At 65.0% G+C, this 26,452-nt stretch carries 27 protein-coding genes; 17 read left to right on the top strand and 10 right to left on the bottom strand.

The window, feature by feature from the left end; genetic code table 11:
- The first annotated feature begins 106 nt into the window (after positions 1 to 106).
- The gene (locus VGR99_RS16600; protein ID WP_326899675.1) at positions 107 to 1,084 is read left to right on the top strand and encodes a DUF2336 domain-containing protein; all 978 of its coding nucleotides are present in this window, start codon (positions 107 to 109) and stop codon (positions 1,082 to 1,084) included.
- 151 nt (positions 1,085 to 1,235) lie between these two features.
- On the opposite strand, the gene VGR99_RS16595 is transcribed toward VGR99_RS16600, so the two are convergent.
- From VGR99_RS16595 to VGR99_RS16575, 5 genes are all read right to left on the bottom strand, one after another.
- Positions 1,236 to 1,580 (bottom strand): DUF1491 family protein, encoded by a 345-nt coding sequence (locus tag VGR99_RS16595; protein ID WP_326899674.1) that lies wholly within the window; start codon positions 1,578 to 1,580, stop codon positions 1,236 to 1,238.
- 3 nt (positions 1,581 to 1,583) lie between these two features.
- Positions 1,584 to 1,877: a BrnA antitoxin family protein gene (locus tag VGR99_RS16590; protein WP_326899673.1), complete on the bottom strand. Its 294-nt coding sequence runs from the start codon at positions 1,875 to 1,877 to the stop codon at positions 1,584 to 1,586.
- The gene (locus VGR99_RS16585; RefSeq protein ID WP_326899672.1) at positions 1,858 to 2,118 is read right to left on the bottom strand and encodes a BrnT family toxin; all 261 of its coding nucleotides are present in this window, start codon (positions 2,116 to 2,118) and stop codon (positions 1,858 to 1,860) included. The genes VGR99_RS16590 and VGR99_RS16585 overlap by 20 nt, the downstream gene beginning before the upstream one ends.
- A 106-nt stretch (positions 2,119 to 2,224) precedes the next feature.
- On the bottom strand, positions 2,225 to 2,956 hold the full coding sequence (locus VGR99_RS16580) for a peptidoglycan-binding domain-containing protein (RefSeq protein WP_326899671.1): 732 nt from the start codon (positions 2,954 to 2,956) through the stop codon (positions 2,225 to 2,227).
- On the bottom strand, positions 2,949 to 4,790 hold the full coding sequence (locus tag VGR99_RS16575) for a PAS domain-containing sensor histidine kinase (protein ID WP_326899670.1): 1,842 nt from the start codon (positions 4,788 to 4,790) through the stop codon (positions 2,949 to 2,951). Before VGR99_RS16575 ends, VGR99_RS16580 begins: the two co-directional genes overlap by 8 nt.
- 407 nt (positions 4,791 to 5,197) lie before the next feature.
- Here VGR99_RS16575 and VGR99_RS16570 point away from each other — a divergent pair, with 407 nt between their 5' ends.
- On the top strand, positions 5,198 to 5,641 hold the full coding sequence (locus VGR99_RS16570; RefSeq protein ID WP_326899669.1) for a DUF5330 domain-containing protein: 444 nt from the start codon (positions 5,198 to 5,200) through the stop codon (positions 5,639 to 5,641).
- A 68-nt stretch (positions 5,642 to 5,709) separates the two neighbouring features.
- Positions 5,710 to 6,138 carry a SufE family protein gene (locus VGR99_RS16565; RefSeq protein WP_326899668.1) on the top strand — a complete coding sequence of 143 codons (429 nt, stop codon included), beginning with the start codon at positions 5,710 to 5,712 and terminating at the stop codon, positions 6,136 to 6,138.
- Positions 6,139 to 6,431: 293 nt separating this feature from the next.
- On the opposite strand, the gene VGR99_RS16560 is transcribed toward VGR99_RS16565, so the two are convergent.
- Both VGR99_RS16560 and VGR99_RS16555 read right to left on the bottom strand, forming a co-directional pair.
- Positions 6,432 to 6,848 carry a MucR family transcriptional regulator gene (locus tag VGR99_RS16560; RefSeq protein WP_326899667.1) on the bottom strand — a complete coding sequence of 139 codons (417 nt, stop codon included), beginning with the start codon at positions 6,846 to 6,848 and terminating at the stop codon, positions 6,432 to 6,434.
- Between the two features lie 152 nt (positions 6,849 to 7,000).
- Complete coding sequence (locus VGR99_RS16555; protein ID WP_326899666.1) at positions 7,001 to 7,867, bottom strand: DUF308 domain-containing protein; 867 nt, start codon at positions 7,865 to 7,867, stop codon at positions 7,001 to 7,003.
- Between the two features lie 318 nt (positions 7,868 to 8,185).
- Here VGR99_RS16555 and VGR99_RS16550 point away from each other — a divergent pair, with 318 nt between their 5' ends.
- Entirely contained in the window at positions 8,186 to 9,835 is a 1,650-nt protein-coding gene (locus VGR99_RS16550; protein WP_326899664.1) for a glycosyltransferase family 39 protein, read from the top strand.
- A gap of 183 nt (positions 9,836 to 10,018) precedes the next feature.
- Positions 10,019 to 10,798 carry a class II aldolase/adducin family protein gene (locus VGR99_RS16545; protein ID WP_326899662.1) on the top strand — a complete coding sequence of 260 codons (780 nt, stop codon included), beginning with the start codon at positions 10,019 to 10,021 and terminating at the stop codon, positions 10,796 to 10,798.
- 369 nt (positions 10,799 to 11,167) lie between these two features.
- On the opposite strand, the gene VGR99_RS16540 is transcribed toward VGR99_RS16545, so the two are convergent.
- The 3 genes from VGR99_RS16540 to VGR99_RS16530 form a co-directional block, all read right to left on the bottom strand.
- Complete coding sequence (locus VGR99_RS16540) at positions 11,168 to 12,562, bottom strand: M20/M25/M40 family metallo-hydrolase (RefSeq protein ID WP_326899661.1); 1,395 nt, start codon at positions 12,560 to 12,562, stop codon at positions 11,168 to 11,170.
- An 11-nt stretch (positions 12,563 to 12,573) separates the two neighbouring features.
- Complete coding sequence (locus VGR99_RS16535) at positions 12,574 to 13,908, bottom strand: glycosyltransferase family 87 protein (protein WP_326899660.1); 1,335 nt, start codon at positions 13,906 to 13,908, stop codon at positions 12,574 to 12,576.
- 272 nt (positions 13,909 to 14,180) lie between these two features.
- On the bottom strand, positions 14,181 to 15,803 hold the full coding sequence (locus tag VGR99_RS16530) for a helicase HerA-like domain-containing protein (protein WP_326899659.1): 1,623 nt from the start codon (positions 15,801 to 15,803) through the stop codon (positions 14,181 to 14,183).
- Between the two features lie 350 nt (positions 15,804 to 16,153).
- Here VGR99_RS16530 and VGR99_RS16525 point away from each other — a divergent pair, with 350 nt between their 5' ends.
- From VGR99_RS16525 to VGR99_RS16470, 12 genes are all read left to right on the top strand, one after another.
- Positions 16,154 to 16,519, top strand: coding sequence for a DUF2267 domain-containing protein (locus tag VGR99_RS16525; protein ID WP_326899658.1), 366 nt, complete (start codon positions 16,154 to 16,156; stop codon positions 16,517 to 16,519).
- Between the two features lie 27 nt (positions 16,520 to 16,546).
- Positions 16,547 to 16,954 carry a DUF4332 domain-containing protein gene (locus VGR99_RS16520; protein ID WP_326899657.1) on the top strand — a complete coding sequence of 136 codons (408 nt, stop codon included), beginning with the start codon at positions 16,547 to 16,549 and terminating at the stop codon, positions 16,952 to 16,954.
- Between the two features lie 348 nt (positions 16,955 to 17,302).
- On the top strand, positions 17,303 to 18,163 hold the full coding sequence (folP, locus tag VGR99_RS16515) for a dihydropteroate synthase (protein WP_326899656.1): 861 nt from the start codon (positions 17,303 to 17,305) through the stop codon (positions 18,161 to 18,163).
- Positions 18,160 to 18,528: a dihydroneopterin aldolase gene (folB, locus tag VGR99_RS16510; protein WP_326899655.1), complete on the top strand. Its 369-nt coding sequence runs from the start codon at positions 18,160 to 18,162 to the stop codon at positions 18,526 to 18,528. The genes folP and folB overlap by 4 nt, the downstream gene beginning before the upstream one ends.
- A gap of 1 nt (position 18,529) precedes the next feature.
- Positions 18,530 to 19,021, top strand: a complete 492-nt coding sequence (gene folK, locus VGR99_RS16505; protein WP_326899654.1) for a 2-amino-4-hydroxy-6-hydroxymethyldihydropteridine diphosphokinase — start codon at positions 18,530 to 18,532, stop codon at positions 19,019 to 19,021.
- Between the two features lie 81 nt (positions 19,022 to 19,102).
- The gene (locus VGR99_RS16500) at positions 19,103 to 20,974 is read left to right on the top strand and encodes a methylmalonyl-CoA mutase family protein (protein WP_326899653.1); all 1,872 of its coding nucleotides are present in this window, start codon (positions 19,103 to 19,105) and stop codon (positions 20,972 to 20,974) included.
- Positions 20,971 to 21,435, top strand: a complete 465-nt coding sequence (locus VGR99_RS16495; protein ID WP_326899652.1) for a GFA family protein — start codon at positions 20,971 to 20,973, stop codon at positions 21,433 to 21,435. Before VGR99_RS16500 ends, VGR99_RS16495 begins: the two co-directional genes overlap by 4 nt.
- A 23-nt stretch (positions 21,436 to 21,458) precedes the next feature.
- Positions 21,459 to 23,615 (top strand): methylmalonyl-CoA mutase, encoded by a 2,157-nt coding sequence (gene scpA / locus VGR99_RS16490; protein WP_326899651.1) that lies wholly within the window; start codon positions 21,459 to 21,461, stop codon positions 23,613 to 23,615.
- Between the two features lie 37 nt (positions 23,616 to 23,652).
- Positions 23,653 to 23,949, top strand: a complete 297-nt coding sequence (locus VGR99_RS16485; RefSeq protein ID WP_326899650.1) for a nucleotidyltransferase family protein — start codon at positions 23,653 to 23,655, stop codon at positions 23,947 to 23,949.
- Between the two features lie 31 nt (positions 23,950 to 23,980).
- Complete coding sequence (locus VGR99_RS16480) at positions 23,981 to 24,754, top strand: RsiV family protein (RefSeq protein WP_326899780.1); 774 nt, start codon at positions 23,981 to 23,983, stop codon at positions 24,752 to 24,754.
- A gap of 131 nt (positions 24,755 to 24,885) precedes the next feature.
- Entirely contained in the window at positions 24,886 to 25,878 is a 993-nt protein-coding gene (locus tag VGR99_RS16475; protein ID WP_326899649.1) for a tripartite tricarboxylate transporter substrate binding protein, read from the top strand.
- Between the two features lie 75 nt (positions 25,879 to 25,953).
- On the top strand, positions 25,954 to 26,448 hold the full coding sequence (locus tag VGR99_RS16470) for a tripartite tricarboxylate transporter TctB family protein (protein WP_326899648.1): 495 nt from the start codon (positions 25,954 to 25,956) through the stop codon (positions 26,446 to 26,448).
- Positions 26,449 to 26,452: the final 4 nt, after the last annotated feature.

Here is a 26,452-nt window from a genome sequence, read left to right as displayed (position 1 = left end):
TTCAATTTGAAGGGCCGGCTTCACGGCTCGTTTTCCTTAACGAGCCTTTAAAGGAACCTGCGCTACGCTCGCCCGGAAGTCTCTTTTCCGAGTTGCGTAAGCTTCCATGACCAAGTCGCTGTTCCCCGGATTCGACGGGTTGATGACCCTGTCCCGTCGCGAAGGCGTCGATGTCCGCCCGACGCTGCTGCGCGTGCTGACCGACCTCTATGTCCAGACCCGCATCCACAGCGACGACGAGCAGCGCCAATTCGTCGAGCTCGCCACCCGATTGATCGACCAGGTCGACGATGCGACCCGCGCCTCCGTCAAAGCGAAGCTCGCGGTCTATCCGCAGACGCCGGTCCCGGTCCTGCAGAAGCTCGGGCTGGTCGCAGCCCAGGAAGGACGCAGGGTTCCGCTCGCGCGCGAAATCCCGTCGCCGCCGGCAGAATCCGCCCCAGCGCGCACGCCGACCGACGCGGAGCTGCGGATGGCCGCGAACATGGCGATGCAGCCGAAGGACGCCGCCGAGATCCACGACATGTTCTTCCGCGCCGGATCTTCCGAGCGCGCGCTGATCCTGCACAATCTGGCGCAGACGCCGCTGAAGGCCGCGCCGCGGATTCCCACCGTGCGCGCCAAGCGCGCCATCCAGATCCTGGAGATGGCGGCGATCGCCAACGACGTCGAGAACTTCACCTATGAGCTCGGTGACAGCCTGATCCTGCCCTCGCGCGTCGCAGCGCAAATCGTCGACGATGCCGGCGGCGAAGCGCTCGCGGTCGCCGCGCGTGCGCTCGACATGCCGAGCCCGAACTTCCAGCGCATCCTGCTGTTCTTCAAGCCGGAGATCGGCAACTCCGTGAACAACGTGTACCGGCTGTCGCGGCTCTACGATCGCCTCAATGACCGCTCGGCGCTGGTGATGCTGGCGGCCTGGCGCGGCTCGACGCTTGCCGTCACACGCGCAAAGTACCAGTCCTCGCTGCACGACAGCGACCGCCAGCGCGCCCGCGCCGGCGCAAGCCAGACGCGCCCCGGTGCACAGCCCGGCTCCAATCCGGCGGTGCGGACGGGCGCGGGCGGGTCGTCGGAGCGCTAACGCCGGCCTTCAGAGGCAAGGACATTGGATGTGAGGCGCGCAGGCGTCTCCCCAAGCTCGTCATTGCGAGCGCAGCGAAGCAATCCAGAGTCCCGCCGCGGAAAGATTCTGGATTGCTTCGCTACGCTCGCAATGACGGTTGTGGCAGCAGTTACGTCTTCGCCAATTCCAGGAAATGCCGCCCGGCGCGGTCTTCGGTTTCGACGATCCAGGCATCGGGATCGAAGCGGAGCTCCTTGGTCAGGCGCTCCTCGACTGAAGATTCCGGCATCGGCTGCGGTGCGGCCGGCACGAAGAAACGATCGACCGGACGGCCGTCGTCATAAACGGTCTGCGGCGCCGGCACGTAGAGCATCGCATTGCCGTCGAGCAGCGACACCTTCACAAACACCGCGCCCGCCTCCTCGGCGCCGCGACGTCGCACGGCGCCGAACACGCCCTCGGTCTGGCACCGGCGCAAATAAGCCGAGACCCATATGTTGGATTTCAAACGCATCGACTAACCCGCGGCAGAACTGCGTTTGCGCTTCACCACCTTGACCAGCGCTTCGTCAATCCGGCTCTGCCAACCTGGGCCCTCAGCCTTGAAATAGTCAACGACGGAAGGGCTCAGGCGCAGGGTCACCTGTCGCTTTGTGGGGGCTTTATTCGGACCGCGGCCCTTTCGCAGACCCGGAAAGACCTCATCGAAAGTCTTCGCCCTGGCAAAGTCCTCCTTGGTCCATTCCGGATTGTCACTTACCGCACGAACATCGCGCGCAGTGTACCCCTTCCTAGCGGCGGCTCTTTTCATAGAGCTCCCTTTCCTTCTTGCTGGCGGGACGCATGCTGACAATGCTGACGCCCTCGGTTCCGCGAGTTGCAAAGATGACCGAGATAACGCCACGAATGTTGATGCCTATGGCACGCCAGCGGTTGCGATATCCGGCCAGCACCAAAGCATTGTCGAAGAAAGCCTCATTGAGATCAGCGAAATCCATCCCGTGCTTGTCGAGATTGGCTCGGCGCTTCGGTTCGTCCCAAACGATCTTCACAAGTTTATTTTGTAACTACAAAATAACCTACAGTCAATTGTGATCGCTCCCGCCGCGCAAGGGCGGCGAGAGTGATTAGGGTTGTGGATATGCGCTAGCCCGACGCTTATTCGACGGGATGGCCGATCGCGGCGGCGAGTTCGCGGAGCAGGCGGTCGGAGACCTGGCCGGTGACTTGCATCTTGTGCTCGCGCTCGAATTTCTGGATCGCGGACTGGGTCTCGCCGCCCATCGTGCCCGTGATCTTCAGATTGCCGTAGCCGTATTCAGACAACGCGCGCTGCACGCCGGCGATGCGCCGTGCGGCGGGGGTCTGCGGCAGCGGGATCGGCGCCGGCGGACGCATCGCGGAGGGCGGCGTCGAGGCTGTCGCCTTGACCAGGTTGGTCATGGGATCGTTGCCCGCGCGCGGCGTCGATGCGGTCGCCTCGACCGGCTTTTCGACGGCACGCTCGGGTGCTCGCTCGGCAGGTTTCGGCTCGACGCGGAACTCGGTCGCCTTCGGCTCGAGCGGCGAGGTGTCGGCGCCGACGGGGCGCGGACGCGGCAAGGGATTCGACAGCGGCGATGACGGCGCGGGAAGATTGATCACGGTGCCGAACATCGGCGCCGGATGCCGGCCGGTCTGCAGGAACAACGCATTGGCGACGATCGCGCTGATCGCGCCGACGGCGACGAGGCCGGCCAGCGTGTCCTTGGGGCTGTGCAGCAGCACGCGCATCACGAGGTTGCGCTCGGTCTCAACATCGATGACCGCAGCCTTAACGCCACCCTTAGCGCCACCCTTGGCGCCACGGCGGCGCGGAGCGGCTTCGTCGTTGGCAGACTTCTTAGGCACTTTTCTTCACCAGAGCAGGTTGGTCGTGAAGTTGTTCCGGAGTTTCCGGGCGCGGCACCGGCGTCAAGGTCGCGATCTTGTTCTCGGCCGGCTTCGCCTGCGGCGGCGTGTAGACGAGCGGCAGCTTGACGGTGACGGCAGTGCCCTCCCCCAACCTGCTTTGTACCGTCAAATCGCCGAGATGCAACGCCACGAGGCTCTTCACGATGGACAGGCCAAGGCCGGTGCCTTCGTGACGGCGCTCATAGGTCTTGCCGCATTGGAAGAACGGCGCGCCGATGCGCTTGAGATCGTCAGGCGCGATGCCGACGCCGGTGTCGCTGATGCGCAGCGTGAGCTGCGAGGCCGACGCGGCCGCAGACACCGTGACCTGGCCACCGCGCTCGGTGAACTTGATGGCGTTGGCGACGAGGTTGAGCACGATCTGCTTGAAGGCGCGCGGATCGCCGGTCATGACCGGCAGGTCCTGCGGCGCGTCGGTGATGAGGTCGATGCCGTTCTCCCGCGCCTTCAGCGCCAGCAGATTGCAGCAATGCATCAGCGAGGCGCGCGGCGCGAACGGCTCGGACGCGATCTCGAAATTGCCAGATTCCATCTTCGACATGTCGAGGATGCCGTTGACGACCGACAAGAGATGCTGGCCGGAATCGTTGATGAGCTGGGCGTATTCCTTGCGCTGGGCCGCACCCAGCATCAGGGTCTGCTCCTGCGCGATCATCTCGGAGAAGCCGATGATGGCGTTGAGCGGCGTGCGCAGCTCGTGGCTCATGGTGGCGAGGAAACGCGTCTTGGCCGCATCGGCGGCCTCCGCAGCGCTGCGCGCCCGATCGAGTGCCTGCTCCTGGAGCTTGCGATCGGTGATATCGCGCATCACGCCGACGACTTCCGCCTCGCGCGTGGCATCGCGGCCGAGATCCTGGTCGAGCGGCCGGCAGCGCATCTCGACCCAGATGAAATCGACCTGATTGCGCTCGGCGCCGACAGGCTCGCGCCGCAGCCGGAATTCGACGCTGCGCACGTCACCGCGCGCAGCATCCGACAAAGCCGTGAGATAGGCCGGACGATCGGCGACATGGACGCGGTCGAACAGGCCATGGCCGTGCAGCTGCATCACCGATATGCCGAGCATGGCCTCGGCTGCCGGCGAAATGAATTGCACCGCGCCGTTGCGCTGATGCCGCGAGATGACGTCGCTCATGTTGCGCGCGAGTAAGCGATAACGCTCTTCCTCGCGCGACAGCAGCGCGACGCTGGTGCGCGCGAGCGATTCCGCGCCGAAGGCGAGGCCCGCAGCATAAAGGGTCGCCGAGGCGACACCGAACGCCATCAGCACGCCGCGCTCCATGGCGCTCGGCTCCGCCACCGGCAGCCAGCCGAGCTGACTGATCAGGATCAGTATCCCCGCGCAGGATAGCGCCAGCAGCGAGGCGAAAGCGGCGACGCGGCGGGAGGCCGACAGCGCGGCTTCGAGCGGCACCACGACCAGCCAGACCGCAGCGAATGAATCGATGCCTCCGGTGGTCGTCGCGACCGCCATGATCAGGCCGGCCAGCGCCAACGACGACAGCACATGCGCGCCTTCGTAGCGGCCGGTCCGCGACAGGAACCAGGACAACATGATGGGCGCGATCAGCCAGGCGAAGGCCGCAACCTCGACCGCGCTCGGCGCGCCACGCATGGCGAGATAAACAGGAAATGCGGCAAAGGCTGCCAGGCTGCCCAGCAGCCGCGGCGCCATGAAGGCACGATGGCGTGCACGCGTCAGCGCATCGTAACGCGCGGAGGGATGCAGCAGCGCATCGAGACAATCGCGGATGATACTCAAAACTGTCACGGGTCTCGCGCTTCGGCTCACTCGTCGAGAAGACGCGCCGGAACGCCTCCTTATCGTTGAGCCAACCTGTCAGAGCGACCTTAAACGAGTGCTAAGGCGGCAACGCGTGCAGCCGGACACCGTGTCATCGCGGAGCTTTTTAGACGATTTGGCGACGTCTTCGGTAAGGATGGTGAACACAGTGTTTCACCTTCCGCCGCATGGTTTCGAATTGGTGGACACGGAGGTCCGGACGGACACGCAGGCGCGGCATCAATGAAAAATTTACGAGACCGCGCATCTCGAAGATTTCTGCGTAAATTTTCCGCGAATTAAGCTCGAAGCAATCACTTGCGATTTATCGAGAGTTGCTAGGTCGCAAGCCCGCGAAGATCGCCGCGGGCGGATCTAACGTACAGGTCGATAAGATGCGCTTTCTGCTCCGCATCACATTCTGGCTCGGGCTGGTGCTGGTGCTCCTGCCGCGGGACAAGACGCCCGAATCGGAGAAGCTGCCGCAGATCGGCGCTGCCGATGCGGTGCAGGCTGCGACCGCGGCCGTCTCCGACGTGACCCAGTTCTGCAAGCGTCAGCCGGCGGCCTGCGAGGTCGGCGGACAGGCCGCGACCATCATCGGCCAGCGCGCCCAGGACGGCGCCAAGAAGCTCTACCAGATCATCAACGACAAGAAGGAGCACATCACCAACGAGAAGAACGACAAGAACGACAAGAGCGACAAGAAGGCGCCCGACCACACCGGCTCGATCGCACTGGCCGGCGAAGGCGATGCCGCCTCGAACGAGGCGCCGCGCGACACCCTGACCCAGGACGACCTCGCGCTGGAATGGCGCGGTCCGCAAGGCGCGAATTAGGCCCCAATCCCTATCGATTTCACGGCTTCGCGTCCTTATATTGGCGTGAACGGGAACTTTGGGCCAACATGACGACGATCGACGAAATCAGGGACAATTTCGAGCTTCTGGACGAGTGGGACGACCGCTACCGGTACGTCATCGAGCTCGGCCGCACCCTGGAACCGATGCCCGAGGCCGAGCACTCGGCCGAGAACAAGGTCAACGGCTGCGTCAGCCAGGTCTGGCTGCAGAAGCTGATCGACCGCGGCAACGGTGCGCCGATCCTGAAATATCGCGGCGACAGCGATGCGCATATCGTGCGCGGCCTGGTCGCGATCGTGCTCTCGCTGTACTCGGGCCGCACGCCGCAGGAGATCCTCGATACCGACGCAATCGCCGTGTTCAACGAGTTCGGCTTTCGGGATCATCTGACGCCGCAGCGCTCCAACGGCCTGCGCTCGATGGTCGAGCGGATCAAGACGGATGCGAGAGAGGCGCTGGCGGAGGCGTCGTGAAGAACGCCCCTCATGATGAGGAGCGCGAAGCGCGTCTCGAACCATGAAGGCCCCGCTCTCGCCCGCGGCCATCCTTCGAGACGCCCGCTTCGCGGGCTCCTCAGGATGAGGGCGGAGTACACTGCGAATTAAGCTGTCGTAACGGCAGATCCGTAGGGCGGGCAAAGCGACTTGTCCGCCGTAGCTCGAAGAGCGAAGGCGGAAGCGTGCCCACGTTCCAGCGCGATTCGAGAGAGATGGCTGGCACGGCGCTTTGCGCCTTTGGCCACCCGAGAGCTGGCCGAGCGGCTGCATTACTTCCGCTTCCGCTGCTGCTGTCCCAATCCCATCTGCTTGGCCAGTTGCGAGCGCGCCACCGCGTAGTTCGGCGCGACCATGGGATAGTCGGCCGGCAGGCCCCATTTCTCGCGATATTGCTCCGGCGTCATGTTGTACTGGGTGCGCAGATGGCGCTTCAGCGACTTGAAGCGCTTGCCGTCTTCGAGGCACACCAGATAGTCCGGCGCGATCGACTTCTTCAGCGACACCGCAGGCTTTGCCGGCTCGTGTGGGACGACCTCGTTGCGGCCCGACGAGACGCGCACCAGCGCGCCATGCACCTGGCTGATCAGGTTCGGAATCTCGGCGGCCGGCGTCGGGTTGTGGCCGACATAGGCCGACACGATGCTCGCCGTCAGCTCGATGAAATTCTTGGCTCCGGCATCCGACATGGCCCGCCCTTCCCTAAGATCCTGCGCGTCAGGAGATTGACGACGCCAAAGTATTCCGTGTCAACAATACGTTCGGTCAAAATACAGGACTGACGAATTTGAACTGATTACTGGCGATCTGACAAGAACGGCAACGCTTTACTTGGCCACCTTCAGCCACCCCGCTGGTCGAGATGCGCGCGGAGCTCGTCGATCGAGGCGAAGCGCATCATACCTTCAGGCATCTGCGCCTCAATCGAGCCGTCCGAATAAAGCGAATAGGCCATGCCATCGACGATGCCGGATTTGAGCACCGTCACGGCCGCCTGCTCCGGCTCGTGCTCGGGCTCAGGTGGCTGCGGCGTTGGGGCAGCCTCGGCAAAGGTCGATGGCGAGCGCGGCGCCGGGCGGCGCGAGGCGGCCGGCGGTTCGGGCGCGCGCGGGCGATCCGCCTTCGGCCAGGCGTCGTCGAAGCTCGCAGGCGGCGCGTCAGGGGCGGCGGGCGCCGCGGGCTCCGTGCGTTGCGGCGGTGTGCCCTCGGCGGCCTTTGCCTCGGCGCGCTCGCGCTCCCTGCGCGAGGTCGAGGCGAACATCAGATTGCGCCGGCGCGGCGCTTCCGGCGCGGCAGGCGGCGGAGCAGCTTCCGGCTCTGCGGGTGGCGGCGGCTCGACGCGCGGACGCTCGCGCGCAGGCGCTTCGCCCAGCCATGGCGGCGGCGCAGCGGGAGCCGGCGGAGCCATCGGCTCGGCGCGCATCGCCGGCGCAGGCTCGGGCGCACTCGGTGTTGCGATACCCGGCAGCACGGGCCTGACCCGAACCTCGGGCTGCGCAGCTGCGCCAGCCAGCCGACGGCCGATGCCCTTCAGCTCCAGCACCACGACGTAGAGACCAGTCAGTAACATTCCGGAGCAGACGCCGATCGTGCCGGAGATTATGAGAGTGCTGCCGAGGCTGAATTCCCTGACGGAAAAGCCAAAAGCGACCGCAAGGAGGCCCGCCACGGCGGCCACGATGCCCGCGATCAACAATGCCAAGGTCATCGAACCCACCCCAAGCCGCGCATCCACACGCGGCATCCTCTAACTCTACGCCACGATACCGTCATACTGTGTTCCTCGCCAACGGCCAATTGAGGGCAGCGTTCCTAAAGGGAAGGATATCAGGGACTTATTCACATTCCCTTCACCTACGGATCGCTACTGCTAGTCTGCCCCCGGTTGCAAGGATTTGCTGCGTCGCATCAGGAATTTAGCCATAATGCCCAATTACTTGGTAATGGAACTGCGCTATAGGGATTCCGGGGAAGTGGCCCGCACGCACCAGCAGGGCCAAGAGGGGATTCCAGGTCACCAATAGCCATGACATCCATCACGACTTCGGCGATCGACACGCCCCTACGGCGCTCGGTTGAACGGACTTGCGACGATCTCGCCATGCTGGTGCTGGCCGCGGTCGCCGTCATTTCAGGCCTGACCTTCCGCGACTACGGACTTGGCTGGGACGACTACACCCACGCTGAATATGCCGACCTGCTGCTGCGCATGTTCGGTTCCGGTTTCAGGGACACCGCGGCGCTCTCCTTTGCCAATCTCTACATGTATGGCGGCGGCTTCGACATGGTCGCGGCGCTCCTGCACAAGGTCATTCCGCTCGAGCTGTTCGAGACGCGACGCCTGGTCGGCGCGATCGTCGGCGTGGTCGGCCTGGCCGTGACGTGGCGGCTTGGCCGCCGCATCGGCGGTCCTCTTGCGGGTCTTGCCTCGCTCCTGCTGCTCGCGCTGTGCCCGATCTTCTACGGCCACATGTTCATGAACCCGAAGGATGCGCCCTTCGCGGTGGCCATGATCATCCTGATGCTGGGCCTCGTCCGCCTCGCCGAGGAATATCCGCAGCCCTCACCGCGCACGATCCTGATCGTCGGCTTGGGCGCCGGCCTCGCGCTCGGCACGCGCATTCTCGGCGGCCTGTCGCTGGTCTACGCCATGATCGGCTTCATCCCGCTGTTCCTGGAGGAGCTGCGCACCGAAGGCCTGCGCGAATCGGTCCGCCGCTTCGCCCACGTGGTCTATGTGCTGCTGCCCGGCCTTGCGCTCGGCTATCTCGTGATGGGCCTGATCTGGCCGTGGTCGATCATGGAGCCCGGCAATCCCTTCGAGGCGCTGACCTACTTCTCGCACTTCTTCGAAAAGCCCTGGAAGGAGATGTTCGACGGCGCGATCGTGTCCGTGCCCGACATGCCCTGGTCCTATCTGCCGACGCTGTTCGCGCTGCAGCTGCCCGAGGTGATGCTGGTGCTGATGGGCGGCGCCGTGGTCAGCACCTTCGCCATGCTGACGCGCCGCGAGGTTCCGGCGCGCCGCAAGACCATCATGCTGATGCTGACGCTGGCCGCGACCCTGCCGCTCGCGATCGCGATGGTGAAGCGTCCGGCGCTCTACAACGGCATTCGCCATTTCGTCTTCGTGATCCCGCCGATGGCGGTGCTGGGCGGCGTCGGCTTCGCCTGGACGATGGAGCGCCTGCGCGCCAACCACCGCACCTGGCAGCCGGTCGTGCTCGCGACCTTCTGCTTCGGCCTTGCGCTCTCGCTCGCCGAGATGATCCGGCTGCATCCCTATCAGTACACCCACTTCAACCACATCGCCGGCACCGTGCGCGCCGCCGACGACCGCTTCATGCTGGATTATTGGGGCCTCGCGCTGAAGCAGGCCTCGGACGAGCTGCGCGAGCAGCTCGTCGAACGCCAGGAAGTGCCGCCGCGCAACCGCAAATGGAAGGTCGCGGTGTGCGGCCCGCAGCGTCCGGCCCAGGTCGCGCTCGGTCCCGACTTCACCATCGGCTGGGATTCCAATGCGGCCGATTTCGCCATGACGCTCGGCGAGTTCTACTGCAAGGGCCTCACCGCGCCCGTCCTGGTCGAGATCAAGCGCGACGACGTGGTGTTCGCCCGCGTCTACGACATCCGCGGCAGCAGCATTTCCAGCCTGCTCTCGATCCCAGCGCCGTAATATTCCTCTCCGTATCCGTAGCCCGGATGAGCGCAGCGACATCCGGGACCCTGTCAGAGCGGCCCCGCATATCGCTGCGCTCATGCAGGCTACGCTGAACTGCCGCGCTTTGACCGCCTTGCTGCCGGCCTCGACCGCGACTAGGCTCTCGCTCCGCAACAACGAGGTTCGGAGAGATTTGCCATGTCACCAGCGGAAGCGCGCCTGAAGGAAGTGCCGTCGAACATGACGGAGGCCGAGTGGCAGCAACGGGTCAATCTCGCCGCCTGCTATCGCCTCGTCTCGCTCTATGGCTGGGACGATCTGGTCGACACCCACATCTCCGCCCGCGTGCCCGGCCCCGAGCATCACTTTCTCATCAATCCCTACGGGCTGATGTTCGACGAGATCACGGCATCCAGCCTCGTCAAGGTCGATTTGCACGGCAACCAGCTCACCGAGAGCGAGTACAGCATCAACCCGGCCGGCTTCACCATCCATTCGGCGATCCACGAGGTCCGCGAGGACGCGATCTGCGTGCTGCATCTCCACACCCTCGACGGCACCGCGGTGTCGAGCTCGGCCGAGGGCCTCTTGCCGCTGAACCAGACCGCGCAGCTCGTCACCCACGACCTCGCCTATCACGACTATGAAGGCATCGCGCTCGACCACGACGAACGGCCGCGGCTGCAGAAGGATCTCGGCGACCACAACCACATGCTGCTGCGCAACCACGGCACGTTGACGGTCGGCCGTTCGGTCGCCTCCGCCTTCGAGCGCATGTACCATCTGGAGCGTGCCTGCTCGATGCAGGTGCGCACCCGCGCGCTGGGCACGCCGGTCTATCCGGTCGAGGAGATCGCGATCGAGAAGAACACCGAGCTGCTCGCCAACCGCGACCGCGCCGAGCTGCGCGCCACCAACCTCGTCTGGCCGCCGCTGCTGCGCAAGCTCGACCGCGAGCTGCCCGGCTACCGGTCTTGAGATTTCGCGGATTTCGTGTAGGGTAGTTTTCAACTACCTCTGCACGTTCTGGAATGAAACGCCGCCCAATTCCGGGCGGCGTTTTTATTTGGTCCGTTCGTCATTGCGAGGAGCCACCCGGTCCCGCCTGCGGCGGGCCGGATGACAGGCTCCGCGACGAAGCAATCCAGACTGCCTCCGCGGAGGGATCTCTGGATTGCTTCCGCCTTCGCCAAAGGCTTCGGCGGACAAGTCGCTTCGCTCGCAATGACGGGAACAGGTCTCGTAGGATGGGCAAAGCGCAGCGTGCCCACGTCTTCTTCCTTTGTAGTCACTGAGCGGTGGTGGGCACGGCGCTTCGCGCCTTTGCCTACCCTACGGCACCTCGCCCTACTTCACCTCCGCCAGCGCAGCCAGGATGCGGGCCCAGGAGCGGATGCCCTTCTGGAAGCTGCGGAGGTCGTACTTCTCGTTCGGTGAGTGGATGTTGTCGTCGTCGAGGCCGAAGCCGACCAGCAGCGAGTCGAGCCCAAGCGTGCGCTTGAAGTCGGCGACGATCGGGATCGAGGCGCCGGAGCCCATCAGCACGGTCTCCTTGCCCCATTCCTCCGCCAGCGCCTTGCTGGCGGCGGCAAGCGGCTTCATGTTCCAGTCGAGCGCGACGGCAGGCGCGGCGGAGTGGTCGCCGAACTCGACCTTGCAGTCGCCCGGCAGCCGCGCCGTGACGTAGTCGCGGAACGCCTTGCGGATCTTTTGCGGATCCTGCCCCTCGACCAGGCGGAACGAGACCTTCGCCGAGGCATGCGACGGAATCACCGTCTTGGAGCCTTCGCCGATATAGCCACCCCAGATGCCGTTGACGTCGCAGGTCGGACGCGACGAGGCCTGCTCGATCAAGAGGCGCCCCTTCTCGCCCGCCGGGATCGACAGGCCGATCGGCTTCAGGAACATCTCCGGCGTGAGATTGAGCTTCTTCCACTGCTCGAGGATGTCGGGCGGCAGATCCTTCACCCCGTCGTAGAAGCCGGGGATGGTGATGCGGTTGTCGTCGTCGAACAGGCCGCCGAGGATCTTCGTCAGCACGCGGATCGGATTCATCGCGCTGCCGCCGAACACGCCGGAATGCAGGTCGCGATTGGCGGCGGTGATCTTCAGCTCTTCATAGAGCAGGCCGCGCAGCGAGGTCGTGATCGCCGGCGTGTTGCGGTCCCACATGCCGGTGTCGCACACGAGCACATAGTCGGCCTTGAACTCGTCCTTGTTGGCCTCGATGAACGGTACGAAATTCTTCGAGCCGACCTCCTCCTCGCCTTCGATCAGGAAGGTGATGTCGATCGGCAGCGAGCCCGTCACCTTCTTCCAGGCGCGGCAGGCCTCGACGAAGGTCATGACCTGGCCCTTGTCGTCCTCGGCGCCGCGCGCGACGATGATCTTGCGGCCGTCGGCGTGGTCGGTGACGACAGGCTCGAACGGCGGACGGTCCCAGAGATTTTCCGGATCGACCGGCTGCACATCATAGTGACCGTAGAAGATCACGTGCGGGCGGCCGCCCGCCTTGGTCTTGCCGACGATGGCGGGATGGCCGGCGGTCGGGCGCACTTCGGTTGAGACGCCGAGGCTTGCGATGTCCTTGGCGAGATGCTCGGCCGCCGCCTTGCAATCGCCGGCAAAGGCCGGATCCGCGGAGATCGACTTGATCCGCAACAGCGAGAACAGACGCTCCAGGCTGTTGTCGAAATCCTTGTCGATGTGGTCGAGCACGGATTGAAGCTGGGCATTGGCCATGGTCGGATTCCCTACGTTCGAGATGTCTCGGCTTTTAGCCCCGTCGCGCGCCCGGAGCCAGCCGCAACCGGCGGATGCCGGATGTGCCATGCCAGCGCACCGGCAAGAACAGCCGTGGCGATGAGGTTATTGCCCCAGGCCTGGATGACATTGGGAAACCACGGCAGCGCCAGCAGCATGAGGATGCCGACAGCGCCCAGCGCCAGCCAGGTTCCCAGCCGCACGTGCGGCCGCACGTCGAATGCGGCGCGATGCATCAGCACCGTCATCGGGAAGAACAGCCACATGAAATAGTATTGCCGCGCCAAAGGCGAGGCCACCGTCATCAGGCAGAACAGGATGCCGAGCTCTTCGGCATCAGAACGCGCCGTTCGCCGCCGCTCCGGCGGCATCACCGCGAGGAAGCCGAGCCCAAGCAAAGCTGACACCGCCAGCACGATCCAGTTCGCCGTCTTGTAATCGACGTCGATGATATTCATCGTGCGCGGCGGCTTGTTGTGATCTTCCTGATTGTAGTTGATCGGCCGGACCAGGCGATGCGTCACCGCAATGAGCGACTGGTTGACCCACGACCAGTTCTGCTCGTCGCGCTGGCCAAAGCCCTTTTCCGAGCTCGTGCCGACCATGCCCTGGTACCAGGTCTTGAGCTCGATCGCGTTGCGCTCGAAGCCGCGGATCGGCGCCGGCACGATATAAAGAAGGATGCCGGTGAAGGCGACCGTCGCAGCGACGGCGGCCCACTTCCTGCGCCAGACCAGATACGGCAGCACCGCGATCGGAAACACCTTGATGGCGGTCGCGAGCGCAAACATGAAGCCCGCGAACCAGGCGCGCTGGTGCTGCAACAGCCAGAAGCCCCACAGCATTATCGCCAGCAGCAGGAGGTTCGGCTGGCCGAGATCGAACATGTCGAACACGAAGGTGACGGTGACCAGGGCCGGCAGCGCTTCCAGCCAGGGACCGGGCCTGCGGTCCGATCCGGTCATGGCATTGGAGAGTATGCCCGTGTACCACCATGCCACCACGTTCAGGATCGACAGCACGGTATAGAGCGTGATCTTGCCGAACCAGCTCGGGATCGCCAGCAGGATCGCCGGCAGCGGCGGATAGATGAACTCGAAATACTCGCGGATGTCGCCGGGATAGAGCGGCCCGCCGCTCAGAACCTGCTGCCCGGCCCAGTACCACAGCCCGTAATCCTTGGTCTTGCCATGGCCGAAGATCTCCGGGCCGAGGACATCCGCCGTCAGGATCAGGCAGCAAAGCAGAAAGAGCAGGTCGAGCGGCGCTCGCAGCGACAGGGTTCGGAATGCGTCGGGTTTGGCGAAAGGTTCTGATGAGGTCACGGCGGGGTCCAGTGGCGAAGGCACAGGACGTAGCAGACCGGAGGAGGCTTGGAGAGCCCCCTCACCCGAAATTGTGGTGGCGATAACGGGCCTTTTTTGCCTGCGGCCATCCTTCGAGACGCCCGCCTTTGGCGGGCTCCTCAGGATGAGGTCTTGCTTCGCGGCGAGGACTTAGACCCTCATGGTGAGGAGCCCGCAAAGCGGGCGTCTCGAACCACGCAGGCCGAGGTCAAGCAAAGCGATGCGGATTGCCCCAAAAGTAACTGGTCTGCCTACCGACGCAGCAGCCCGCCGAGCGCACCGCGAACCAGCGTACGGCCGATCGAGCCGCCGAGCTGGCCGCCGACCGACTTGCCGATATTGGCGGCCATTCCGCCGATCACCTGGTTGGTGACCGATCGCGTGACGTCACGCGCGATGACCTGGCCCGTCGACAGGCGGCCACGCTTGACGTTGGTGCCGAAGATGGTGCCGACGATCGAGCCGATCTGGCCGAGGATGCCGCCGCCACCACCGGCCGCGCCCGCATCAGCCGTCGCGGCCGTGCCGGAAATGCGCTTCTGGATCATCTCGTAGGCGGACTCTGCATCGACGGCGGTGTCGTATTTGCCCTTCACCGGGCTCGCATCCATGATCGCCTTGCGCTCTTCCGGCGTGATCGGTCCGATGCGGGCCGACGGCGGCCGGATCATCACCCGCTCGACCATTGCCGGCGTGCCGTTGCCTTCGAGGAAGGACACCAGCGCCTCGCCTTTGCCGAGCTCCATGATCACCTTGGCGGTATCGAGCTTCGGGTTGGGGCGGAAGGTCTGGGCGGCGGCCGCGACCGCCTTCTGGTCGCGCGGGGTGAAGGCGCGCAGCGCGTGCTGCACCCGGTTGCCGAGCTGACCGAGCACGCGATCCGGCACGTCGATCGGGTTTTGCGTGACGAAGTAGACGCCGACGCCCTTGGAGCGGATCAGGCGCACCACCTGCTCGATCTTGTCCATCAGCGCCTTCGGCGCGTCGTTGAACAACAGATGCGCCTCGTCGAAGAAGAACACCAGCTTGGGCTTCGGCAGATCGCCGGCCTCGGGCAATTCCTCGAACAGCTCTGACAGCATCCACAGCAGGAATGTCGCGTAAAGCCGTGGACTCTGCAGCAGCTTGTCGGCAACAAGGATGTTGACCAAGCCGCGGCCGACGCGATCGGTCTTCATGAAGTCCTTCAGCGTCAGCGCCGGCTCGCCGAAGAATTTGGTGGCGCCCTGGTTCTCCAGCACCAGGAGCTGGCGCTGGATGGTGCCGACGGTGGCCTTGGTGACGTTGCCGAACCCTTGCGCCGCCTTCTTGATGTCGGCCAGCGGACTTTCCTCGGCGTCCGCGCCCTTCTTGCCGGCGTCCGGCACGATGGCATCAAGCAGCGCGCGCAGATCCTTCATATCGATGAGGGTCAGGCCTGCGTCGTCGGCGACGCGGAAGGCGACGTTGAGCACGCCTTCCTGCACATCGTTCAGATCGAGCATGCGGGCCAGCAGCAGCGGCCCCATCTCGGTGACGGTCGCCCGCACCGGATGGCCCTGCTCGCCGAAAACATCCCAGAACACCGTCGAGAACTGGTCCGGCTGGAATTTCAGCCCCATCTCGGCGGCGCGCTTGACGATGAAATCCTTGGGCTCGCCGACCTCGGAAATGCCGGAGAGGTCGCCCTTGATGTCGGCCGCGAACACCGGGACGCCGGCGCGCGCAAAACCTTCCGCCATGACTTGCAGCGTCACCGTCTTGCCGGTTCCGGTTGCACCGGTGACGAGACCATGGCGATTGGCGAGCGCCAGCGTCAGCCACGCCTGCTCGTCTCCCTTGCCGACGAAGATCTTGTCGTCGGTGTCGCCGAGCTTGCTGTCCTGTGCGGTCATTCTTCTCTCTGATCTCTCTGCCGTGTTTCGCGTATTGAAACTCAAATGCACCAGTTCCGTAGTTTAACGCATGTCGCGCGTCGATTAAAACCGTTCGACGCGGCCTCGGCATGCGACATTGTCGGAAACATCCGGACTCGCATCCGCCGAAAGTAGGAACGATGCGTTCGCACCGCGGCAATTTTCTGCCGATTCCATCTCCGCTCTTGCATCGCTGCAACACTTTTTGCGCGTTCGGGAATGAATCGGAACGTTGTTCGCGTTCATCGCTTGTATTTCACATCACACCGGATCAAGATCATTTTCGAAAACAATACTCCGGCATGTGAACCGGCTGAGGGGCAGGCCATATGGACGAGCTGATCGGAAGGCTGGCGGCGAACGCCAGCATAGATAGTGCTGTCGCCGAAAAGACCGTCGGCATTATCCTGGGCTTCCTTCGCAATGAGGGTCCATCCGATACCGTCCAGGCTCTGATCGATCAGATTCCCGGCGCCGAAGCGGCCATCGAGGCGTCCAAGAGCGGCGGCGGACTGTCGCGGCTGATGGGCGGCGGGCTGATGGCGGTCGGCACGCGCCTGATGGGCCTGGGCCTCGGCATGTCCGACATTCAGACGATTGCCCGTGAACTTTTCCGCTTCGGCCGAGACAAAATCGGAGCGGATCAGATGGGGAAGATCATTGCGGGGACTCCAGGCCTCAGCCAGTTCGCTTGAAGCCTTTCGCATTTCACATCGAGTATCATGACATATCCGATCTCCGAGATTGAGGGCCTGTCGGCCTTTGCCGCCAATAAGTTGAAGGCGCAGGGAATCCGCACGACCGACGCGTTGCTCGAAGCGGCCTCGACCGTGAAGGGCCGCAAGGCGCTGTCCGCCAAGACCGGCATCAGCGAGCAGCAGCTGCTGGAATGGGCCAACGTCTCCGACTACATGCGCATCCCCGGCATGGGCCGCGCCAAAGTCGGCCTCGTCCGCGCCGCCGGCGTCACCACCGTGCGCGAGCTCGCTTATCGGAATCCGGCAAGGCTCGCCCAGAGCATGCGGGACGCCAACGAGAAGAAGAAGCTGCTCCGTATCCTTCCGTCCGAGAAGTCGGTCGGCGACATCATCGCCAAGGCCAAGAAGCTGTCGCCGAAGATTACGTATTAGTCCACTTGCTCTCTCCGTCATCCCCGCGCAACCGCGAAGCGGTTGTCGCTGGAGGTGCGAGACGTGCGACGCATAGCGTCGCACGGGGAGCCTCGAAGGATGAGCGGCCACGCTGATAGAGCCGGGCCGTCGCCCTTCGAGGGCCGCTGAAGAAGCGGCCACCTCAGGGTGACGGTCAGAGAGCAGCGCTTGTAGCCCGGATGGAGCGCAGCGCAATCCGGGGCAGGACCATCCGCATCGCACGACCGCCCGCATGGCACGAAACCCGGATTTCGCTGCGCTCCATCCGGGCTACGAAGATAACGTCCCGTCTTGACTCCCCCTTCCCGACCGCGCAAAGCGAGCGCCATGAATGCCTCGCCCTCCCCATCCGTCCCGCCGGCCGGCTCGGCCGGGCCAGATGCGCTGCGAACACTGCTGGAACGACCGATCCCGGCGGTGATGGGCGTGCTCAACGTCACCCCGGACTCCTTTTCCGACGGCGGCCAGTTCATTGCGCCCGAGCAGGCGCTGAAGCGGGCGCGGGCGATGATCGAGGCCGGCGTCGACATCATCGACATCGGCGCCGAATCCACCCGTCCCTACACCGGCGCCAAGGCCGTCACGGCCGAGGACGAGGTCGCCCGGCTGAAACCGGTGCTGGCGGGCGTCGTCGCGCTCGGCGTGCCGGTGTCGATCGACAGCATGAAGGCAGAGGTGGTGGCCTTCGCGCTCGACCAGGGCGTAGCGATCGCCAACGACGTCTGGGGCCTGCAGCGCGACGCCGACATGGCGCCGCTGGTCGCGGCGAAAGGCGTCCCCGTCATCGTCATGCACAACCGCGACAGCGTCGATCCCGCCATCGACATCGTCGTGGACATGAAGGCATTCTTCCTGCGCTCGCTGGATATCGCCGCGAAGGCCGGCATCGCACGCGACAGGATCGTGCTCGATCCCGGCATCGGCTTCGGCAAGACGGCTGAGCAGAGCATGACCGCACTGGCACGGCTCGGCGAGCTCGACGTGTTCGGCCTGCCGATCCTGGTCGGTGCCTCGCGAAAACGCTTCATCGCCTCGGTGTCGCCGTCGGAGCCATCGGAGCGGCTCGCCGGCTCGATCGCCGCGCATCTGATCGCCGCGCAGAAAGGCGCCAGGATCATCCGCACCCACGACGTCGCCGAGACCTTGCAGGCCCTGCGGGTCGCCAACGCAATCGAGAGCAAGCAATGACCGATACGATTTTCGTGACCGGCCTGTCGATCCACGCCCGCCATGGCGTGATGGATCACGAAACCGAAGTCGGCCAGCGCTTTGTCATCGACCTCGAGCTCTACACCGATTTGTCGGAGCCCGCGCGCAGCGACCGGCTCGCCGATACGGTGTCCTACGCCGAAGTCGTGGCGACCACGACGGCGGCGTTCAAGAACACCAATTACAAGCTGCTGGAGGGCGCGGCCGGCGCGGTCGCCGATGCCATCCTGTCGCACTTCCCGCGCATCCGTGCCGTGAAGATCACCGTGCACAAGCCGCACGCGCCGATCGCCGCGATCTTCGACGACGTCGGCATCATGCTGACGCGCTCGCGGCATCCTTGACATGGCGAGCGTGCTGATCGCACTCGGCGGCAATGTCGGCGATGTCCGCGCGACATTCCGCAAGGCGATCGCCCATATTTGCGGCATGGCGCAAGCCGCGGTGATCGCGCGCTCCTCGGACTATGCGACGCCGCCTTGGGGCGACGAGGACCAGGATCCCTTCATCAATGCCTGCGTCGAGATCGAGACCGACCTCGATCCGCACGCGCTGCTGTTCGTGATGCAGAAGGTCGAGCAGAAATTCGGCCGCACGCGGGACAAGGAGCGGCGCTGGGGTCCGCGTACGCTCGATCTCGACATGATCGCCTATGACAATGTGTCCCTGCAGAAGCCGGACCTGACCCTGCCGCATCCGCGCCTGTTCGAGCGTGCTTTCGTGCTGGTGCCGCTGGCGGAAATCGCGCCGGATCGCGTCATCGCTGGCATTCATGTGCGTGACGGGCTGGCCAGCGTCTCGACGCAAGGCATTGAGCGGCTTCCGGATACCGGTTAACCAAAAACAACCGTTTGCAGGGACGGTCCGCCGTGGCAATTTCGCCTGCGAATAACAAGCCGTTTGGGAGCCCTTGGCCGTATGACCTCCGTGACTGACGATCTGCCGCTGGCGGCCGATTTTCCCAAAGCGAGCGTCGACGACTGGCGCAAGCTGGTCGATGGCGTGCTCAAGGGCGCGCCGTTCGAGAAGCTGGTCGGCAAGACCTATGACGGCATCAAGATCGAGCCGCTCTATCCGCGCGCCAAGGGTGCTGCGCCGGTGGTGGGACGGTCCGCTTCCGCGCCGTGGCAGATCGTGCAGCGGATCGACCACCCTGATGCGGCCGTGGCGAACGCGCAGGCGCTGACGGATCTCGAAAACGGCGCGACGGGACTTTCGCTGGTATTCGCCGGCGCCAATAGCGCTCGCGGCTTCGGCCTGGAACCCTCGGCCGAGGCGGTCGCAAAGCTCTTGAAGGACATTCATCTCGACGCCGGCATCGGCATCGAGCTCGACATCGGTCCGCAATCGCGGATGGCCGCGATCCATGTCGCGGAATATGTCAAAAGCAACGGCCTCGATCCCGCCGCCTGCAACATCCGCTTCGGCCTCGATCCGCTCGCGGCCGGCGCGGTGTGGGGCCACAGTCCTTATACCTGGGACGAGATCGTTCCCGCCGTCACCGGCGCGATCAAGGGCCTCGCCGGGCTCGGCTTCAAGGGGCCGTTCGCGTCCGCCGACGGACGCGTGATTCACGATGCCGGCGGCTCCGAGGTGCAGGAGCTTGCCTTCGTGCTCGCCTGCGGCGTTGCCTATCTCCGTGCGATCGAAGGTGCCGGCATTCCGCTGGAGCAGGCGCAAGGCATGGTCTATGCGCGGCTCTCTGCGGATGCCGACCAGTTCCTGACCATGGCCAAATTCCGCGCGCTGCGGCTTTTGTGGGCGCGCATCGAGACGGCGTGTGGCCTCACGCCGAAGCCGCTGTTCATCGCCGCCGATACGGCCTGGCGCATGCTGACGCAGCGCGACCCTTACGTGAACATGCTGCGCGCGACCATCGCGACATTCGCGGCCGGCCTTGCCGGCGCCAACGCAATCACCGTGCTGCCGCATACGCTGGCGCTCGGGCTGCCCGATCCGTTCGCGCGGCGCGTGGCGCGCAACACGCAGCTTCTGCTGCTGGAAGAAAGCAACCTCGCCAAGGTCAGTGATCCCGCAGCAGGCGCCGGTGGCATCGAGACGCTGACCGCGCAGCTTTGCGACGCCGCCTGGGCGCTGTTCCAGGAGAGCGAGAAAGCCGGCGGCGCCTTTGCCGCGCTTCAGCAGGGTCTATTCCAGAGCAAGGTCGCCGCCGCGCGAAAGGCGCGCGATGCCAACATCGCCAAGCGCCGCGATGTGCTGACCGGCGCCAGCGAGTTTCCGAACCTGCATGAAAGCGAGACGGCGGTGCTGAAGGCGACGCCGGTCGCGCTCGCGCCGTACGGCGAGCAGAAGTACAAGTTCGATCCGCTGCCGCCGATCCGGCTGGCGGAACCGTTCGAAGCGCTGCGCGACAAATCCGATGCGGCCCTGAAGGCGCGCGGCGCGCGGCCCAAAGTGTTCCTGGCCAATCTCGGCACGCCCGCCGATTTCACGGCGCGCGCGACGTTTGCAAAAAGCTTCTTCGAGGCCGGCGGCATCCAGGCCGTCGATAGCGAGGGCTTTGCCGATCCGGCCAAGCTCGCCGCGGCCTTCAAGGCTTCCGGCGCGGAGCTTGCCTGCCTTTGTTCCAGCGACAAGGTCTATGCGGAACACGCCGAAGCCACGGCGAAGGCCCTGCAAAGCGCGGGCGGCCGACATATCTATCTGGCAGGCCGGCCCGGGGAAGCCGAGGCAGCCCTGCGGGCCGCCGGCGTCACGGGCTTCGTCTTCGCCGGTGGCGATGCACTTGCGACGCTGCAGGACGCCTATCTTCGGATGGAGCGCGCATGACCGAGGCCAGCAAACTCGTTCTCACCGGCGGCTGCCAATGCGGCGCGGTGCGCTTTGCGATTTCGGCCGCCCCGAATCGGGTTTCGATCTGCCATTGCCGGATGTGCCAGAAGGCGAGCGGCGCGCCGTTCGCCTCCTTTGCCGACATCAACCGGACCGACTTCGCATGGACCAAGGGCAAGCCGTCGTTCTTCCGCTCCTCGACGGTCGCCGACCGCGGCTATTGCGCCGCCTGCGGCACGCCGCTGAGCTTTGGCCGCATCGACGGCGAGCGGATCGAGATCATGACCGGCGCCTTCGACCGGCCCGACCGGCTGGTGCCGACGCGGCAATACGGAACTGAATCCCGCCTCGGCTGGGTGGTCGGCATCTCCAATCTGCCGAGCCAGACCACGACACAGAATTACGGGCCGGAGAAGATGGCGACCATCGTCAGCCATCAGCATCCGGACCATGATTGAGCGCCTATGATATGGTTGAAACCATGACCCGCATTCCCAATTTCGCCGATGTCGCCTTCGCGCGCGCCGCCACCGCCGCGCCGTCAGGCAGCGCCGAACCGTGGCTGACGCCCGAGGGCATTCTGGTGAAGCCCGCCTATGGCGAGGCCGATCTCGCTGGACTCGACTTCCTCGAGACCTATCCGGGCATCGCGCCCTATCTGCGCGGCCCCTACCCGACCATGTATGTCAATCAGCCATGGACCGTCCGGCAATATGCCGGCTTCTCCACGGCGGAAGACTCCAACGCGTTCTACCGCCGCAACTTGGCGGCCGGACAAAAGGGCCTCTCGGTCGCCTTCGACCTCGCCACCCATCGTGGCTATGACTCTGATCATCCGCGCGTCGGCGGCGACGTCGGCATGGCCGGCGTGGCGATCGATTCCATCTACGACATGCGCACGCTGTTCGCAGGGATTCCGCTCGACCAGATGAGCGTGTCCATGACCATGAACGGCGCGGTGCTGCCGATCCTCGCGCTCTATGTCGCCGCGGCGGGCGAACAGGGCGTGGCGCCGGAGAAGCTGTCGGGCACCATTCAGAACGACATTCTGAAAGAGTTTATGGTGCGCAACACCTATATCTATCCGCCAGCACCCTCGATGCGGATCATCTCGGACATCTTCGCCTATACCTCGCAGAAGATGCCAAAATACAATTCGATCTCGATCTCCGGCTATCACATGCAGGAAGCCGGTGCGACGCAGGACCTCGAGCTTGCCTATACGCTCGCCGACGGCGTCGAATATCTGCGTGCCGGTCTTGCCGCCGGTCTCGACGTCGACCGCTTCGCGCCGCGCCTGTCGTTCTTCTGGGCGATCGGCATGAACTTCTTCATGGAAGTCGCCAAGCTGCGGGCCGCGCGCCTGCTCTGGGCCAAGCTGCTGAAGCCGTTCAACCCGAGGGACCCGCGCTCGCTGTCGCTGCGCACGCACAGCCAGACCTCCGGCTGGTCGCTGACCGCGCAGGATGTCTTCAACAACGTGATGCGCACGACCGTGGAGGCGATGGCGGCCACCCAGGGCCACACCCAGTCGCTGCACACCAACGCACTCGACGAGGCGCTGGCACTACCGACCGATTTCTCGGCGCGCATCGCCCGCAACACCCAGCTCTTCCTGCAGCAGGAGAGCGGCACCACCCGCATCATCGATCCCTGGGGCGGCTCCTATTATGTCGAGCGCCTGACGCGCGACCTCGCCGCGAAGGCGTGGGGCCACATCCAGGAGGTCGAGGAGCTCGGCGGCATGGCCAAGGCGATCGAGGCCGGCGTGCCCAAGCTGCGCATCGAGGAGGCGTCGGCCAAGACCCAGGCCCGCATCGATGCCGGCAAGCAGGCGGTGATCGGCGTCAACAAGTACAAGCCGACCGACGAGACCCCCATCGACATTTTAAAGGTCGACAACACAAATGTCCGGCGCCTGCAGATCGACAAGCTGACGCGGCTCAAATCCGAGCGCAATCAGAAGGACGTCGACGCCGCGCTCGCCGCGCTGACACGCTCGGCCGGCGAAGGCAACGGCAATCTGCTCGCGCTCGCGATCGACGCCGCGCGCGCCAAGGCGACCGTCGGCGAAATCTCCGACGCAATGGAGAAAGTGTTCGGCCGCCACCGTGCCGAGATCAAATCCATCACCGGCGTCTACAAGCGGGAGGCGTCCAGCATGGGCAACCAGGTCGAGAAGGTTCAAACGCTGATCGACGCGTTCGAGGAGGCGGAAGGCCGCCGCCCGCGCATCCTGGTCGCAAAGATCGGCCAGGACGGCCACGACCGCGGCCAGAAGGTGATCGCGTCCGCGTTTGCCGATATCGGCTTCGACGTCGACATCGGGCCGCTGTTCGCCACCGCCGACGAGGCAGCCCGGCAGGCGGTCGAGAACGACGTGCACATCCTCGGCGTCTCCTCGCTCGCCGCTGCCCACCTCACCGCGGTGCCGGAGCTGAAGGCCGCGCTGAAGAAGCAGGGCCGCGAGGACATCATGATCATCGTCGGCGGCGTGGTGCCGCCGCAGGATTACGATGCGCTCTACGCGGCCGGCGCCGAAGCCATCTTCCCGCCCGGCACCGTCATCGCGGATGCGGCCGAGGAGCTGATCCGCAAGCTGAACGCCCGGCTCGGGCATAGCGAGGCGGCGGAGTAAATGATACACTGGCGGGGTAACCGGCCAGGTTGTGTCCATGACACGTGACGAAATCATCGCTGCGATACGCGAGAACGCCGATGCCATCAAAGGCAAGGGCGTGTCCAAGCTTGCAATCTTCGGCTCCCGCGCCCGCGATGACTATCGCCCGGACAGCGATATCGATGTCCTGGTCGAGGTCGAACCGGAGGCCTCTTTCTCGCTGCTTAACCTGATCGATGTCGAGCAGATCATCGAGGATGCGACCGGCTTGCAGGCGCAGGCGACCGTCCGGCGCTCCGCCTCCCCCCACTCTGCGCAGCAGATCGCAGACGACATCCTCGAAATATTCTGACGCTCACGTAAGGAGCACTCCCTTGAAGTTCATGATCGGTTTGAGCGTCGCTGTGGCGCTTAACGCAACGTGCTTGATCTCGGCCCTCGCCGCTGACCCCAAGCCTGACGCGACCGTCAAGACCAAGAGCATCGACGCCCGGATCTTCCTCGACGACAAGATCAAGGGCGATGCCGCGCTGGCGGCGGACTGCCTCGCCGAGGGCAAGAAGTGGCTCGACAAGAACGCGGCCGAGGCTGCGGCCTCGCGCAAGGAGGACCCACAATTCTTCAAGAACGGCGGCTGGGATTTCGAGCGCAAATATACGATCCGCTCGGTCGTCGCCGACCGCTACGTCAGCGTTCTCCGCAACGACTACATGGACACCCATGGCGCCCATCCGAATTCGGACGTGAACACGGTCCTGTGGGACAAGACCGAGAGCAAGCGCATCTCGATCCGTCCGTTCTTCACGGAGACCGCCGACAAGGGGCCGACCATGAAGGTGATGGTGAATGCCATCATCGCCTCGCTCAAGGTCGAGAAGAAGAAGCGCGACACCAGCGAGACCGCGACCGACGAATGGTTCAAGAGCGTCGAGCCGAGCCTGCTCAAGATCGGCGCGGTGACGCTCGCCCCGTCAACCGAGGCAGGCAAGAGTTCCGGGCTCACCTTCCATTATCCGCCCTACGCGGTCGGCCCCTACGCCGAAGGCGAATATGTCGCATTCGTGCCGTGGGAGACGCTGAAGCCTTACCTCACGGCCGAGGGCGCGCGCATCTTCGGCGGCGCACGGCCGAAGGGCGATGCGGAAGAGCCGCAGTGATGATGATTTGAGCAGCGACATGTTGCTCACAGTGTGCTGGTAGCGCTACCTTGCAGCCGGCTCGCAAAGCCGACTAGAATGCCGCCATTGACAAGAGCGCCCGGTGTCACGGGCGCCGCTGGGAGGCATTGATGTCCAGGATTTCGCGCCGCACTTTTGCGGCTTCTTCCGCTGCGCTTGCCGCATCCACCGCATTCGGCCTCACGCCCGCGCGCGCGCAGGCCTATCCGGCGCGCCCGGTCACCGTGATCGTGCCCTGGGGCGCCGGTGGCGGCACCGACGCGACTGCGCGCATTGTCGCAGCCCTGCTGGAAAAGGATCTCGGCCAGCCCTTCAACGTGGTCAACCGGACCGGCGGCTCCGGCGTGGTCGGCCACAGCGCGATCGCGACCGCCCAGCCCGACGGCTACACCATCGGCATGCTCACGGTCGAAATCTCGATGATGCACTGGCAGGGCCTGACCGAGCTGACCCCGCGAAGCTACACCCCGCTGGCGCTGATGAACGAGGATCCGCCGGGCATCCAGGTCTCCTCCTCCTCGCCCTACAAAACGGTGAAGGAGCTCGCCGAAGCGATCAAGGCGGCGCCTCCCGGCAAGTTCAAGGCCTCCGGCACCGGCCAGGGCGGCATCTGGCACCTCGCGCTGGTCGGCTGGATGCAGGCGATGGGCCTGCCCGCCAACCAGGTCGCCTGGGTGCCGTCGAACGGTGCGGCGCCCGCGATGCAGGATCTCGCTGCCGGCGGCCTCGACCTCACCACCTGCTCGGTGCCGGAAGCGCGCGCCATCATCGAAGCCGGCAAAGCCAGGAGCCTCGCCATCATGGCGCCGGCGCGCAACCCGATCTTCAAGGACGTGCCGACGCTGAAGGAGGCGATGGGCATCGACTACGCCACCGGCGCCTGGCGCGGCATCGGCGCGCCGAAGAACCTGCCGCCGGAGATCGCAACCAAGCTCACCGCGGCGCTGAAGAAGGTGTACGACTCCGCCGAGTTCAAGGACTTCATGGGCAACCGCGGCTTCGGCACGGTGTGGGGCGATGCCGGTTACTTCGCCGGCTTCATGGACAAGGGCGACGCCCAGATGGGCGAAGCGATGAAGGCCGCCGGTTTGAGCAAGGCGTGATCCGCTCCGGCGATGCTCTGATCGCCTCTCCCCGCACGCGGGGCGAGGGAGAAGGACACTCATAGGACTCCTCCCATGCGTCTTCCCGACTCCGTCACGGGATCGTTTCTCGTCGTGCTCGGCGCGGCCGCCGCCTATGGCGGCTACATCCTGCCGCCGGTGCCGGGGCAGCCGGTCGGCCCCAACGTGTTTCCGCTGGTGATCGGCACGGGCCTTGCGCTATGCGGGCTCGCGATCGTGTTCGGCATCGGCCATTCCTTCGAGGAGGAGGAAGAGCTGGTCCCGCTCGAGGACGGCCAGGCCGCCGCTGCTCCGCCGCCGCAGGGCAGGCTCTACGGCCTGCGCGCACTGCTGCCGCCGGCGCTGCTGCTGTTCTACGTGTTCGCCGCCGACCGGCTCGGCTTCATCATCACCGCGGCGATCATGGTCTACGTCACCTCGACCGCACTCGGCGCGAAGTGGAAGCTGGCGCTGCCGCTCGCAGCGCTGTCGCCCTTCGCCATCCACCTCATCTTCGGCAAGTTGCTGCGCGTGCCGCTGCCCGCCGGCCTGTTGCCGACGCCCTGGTAATCCC

The sequence above is a fragment of the Bradyrhizobium sp. genome, from assembly GCF_035935975.1.
Classification (GTDB): Bacteria; Pseudomonadota; Alphaproteobacteria; order Rhizobiales; family Xanthobacteraceae; genus Bradyrhizobium.
This window is presented reverse-complemented; position numbering and strand designations above follow the sequence as displayed.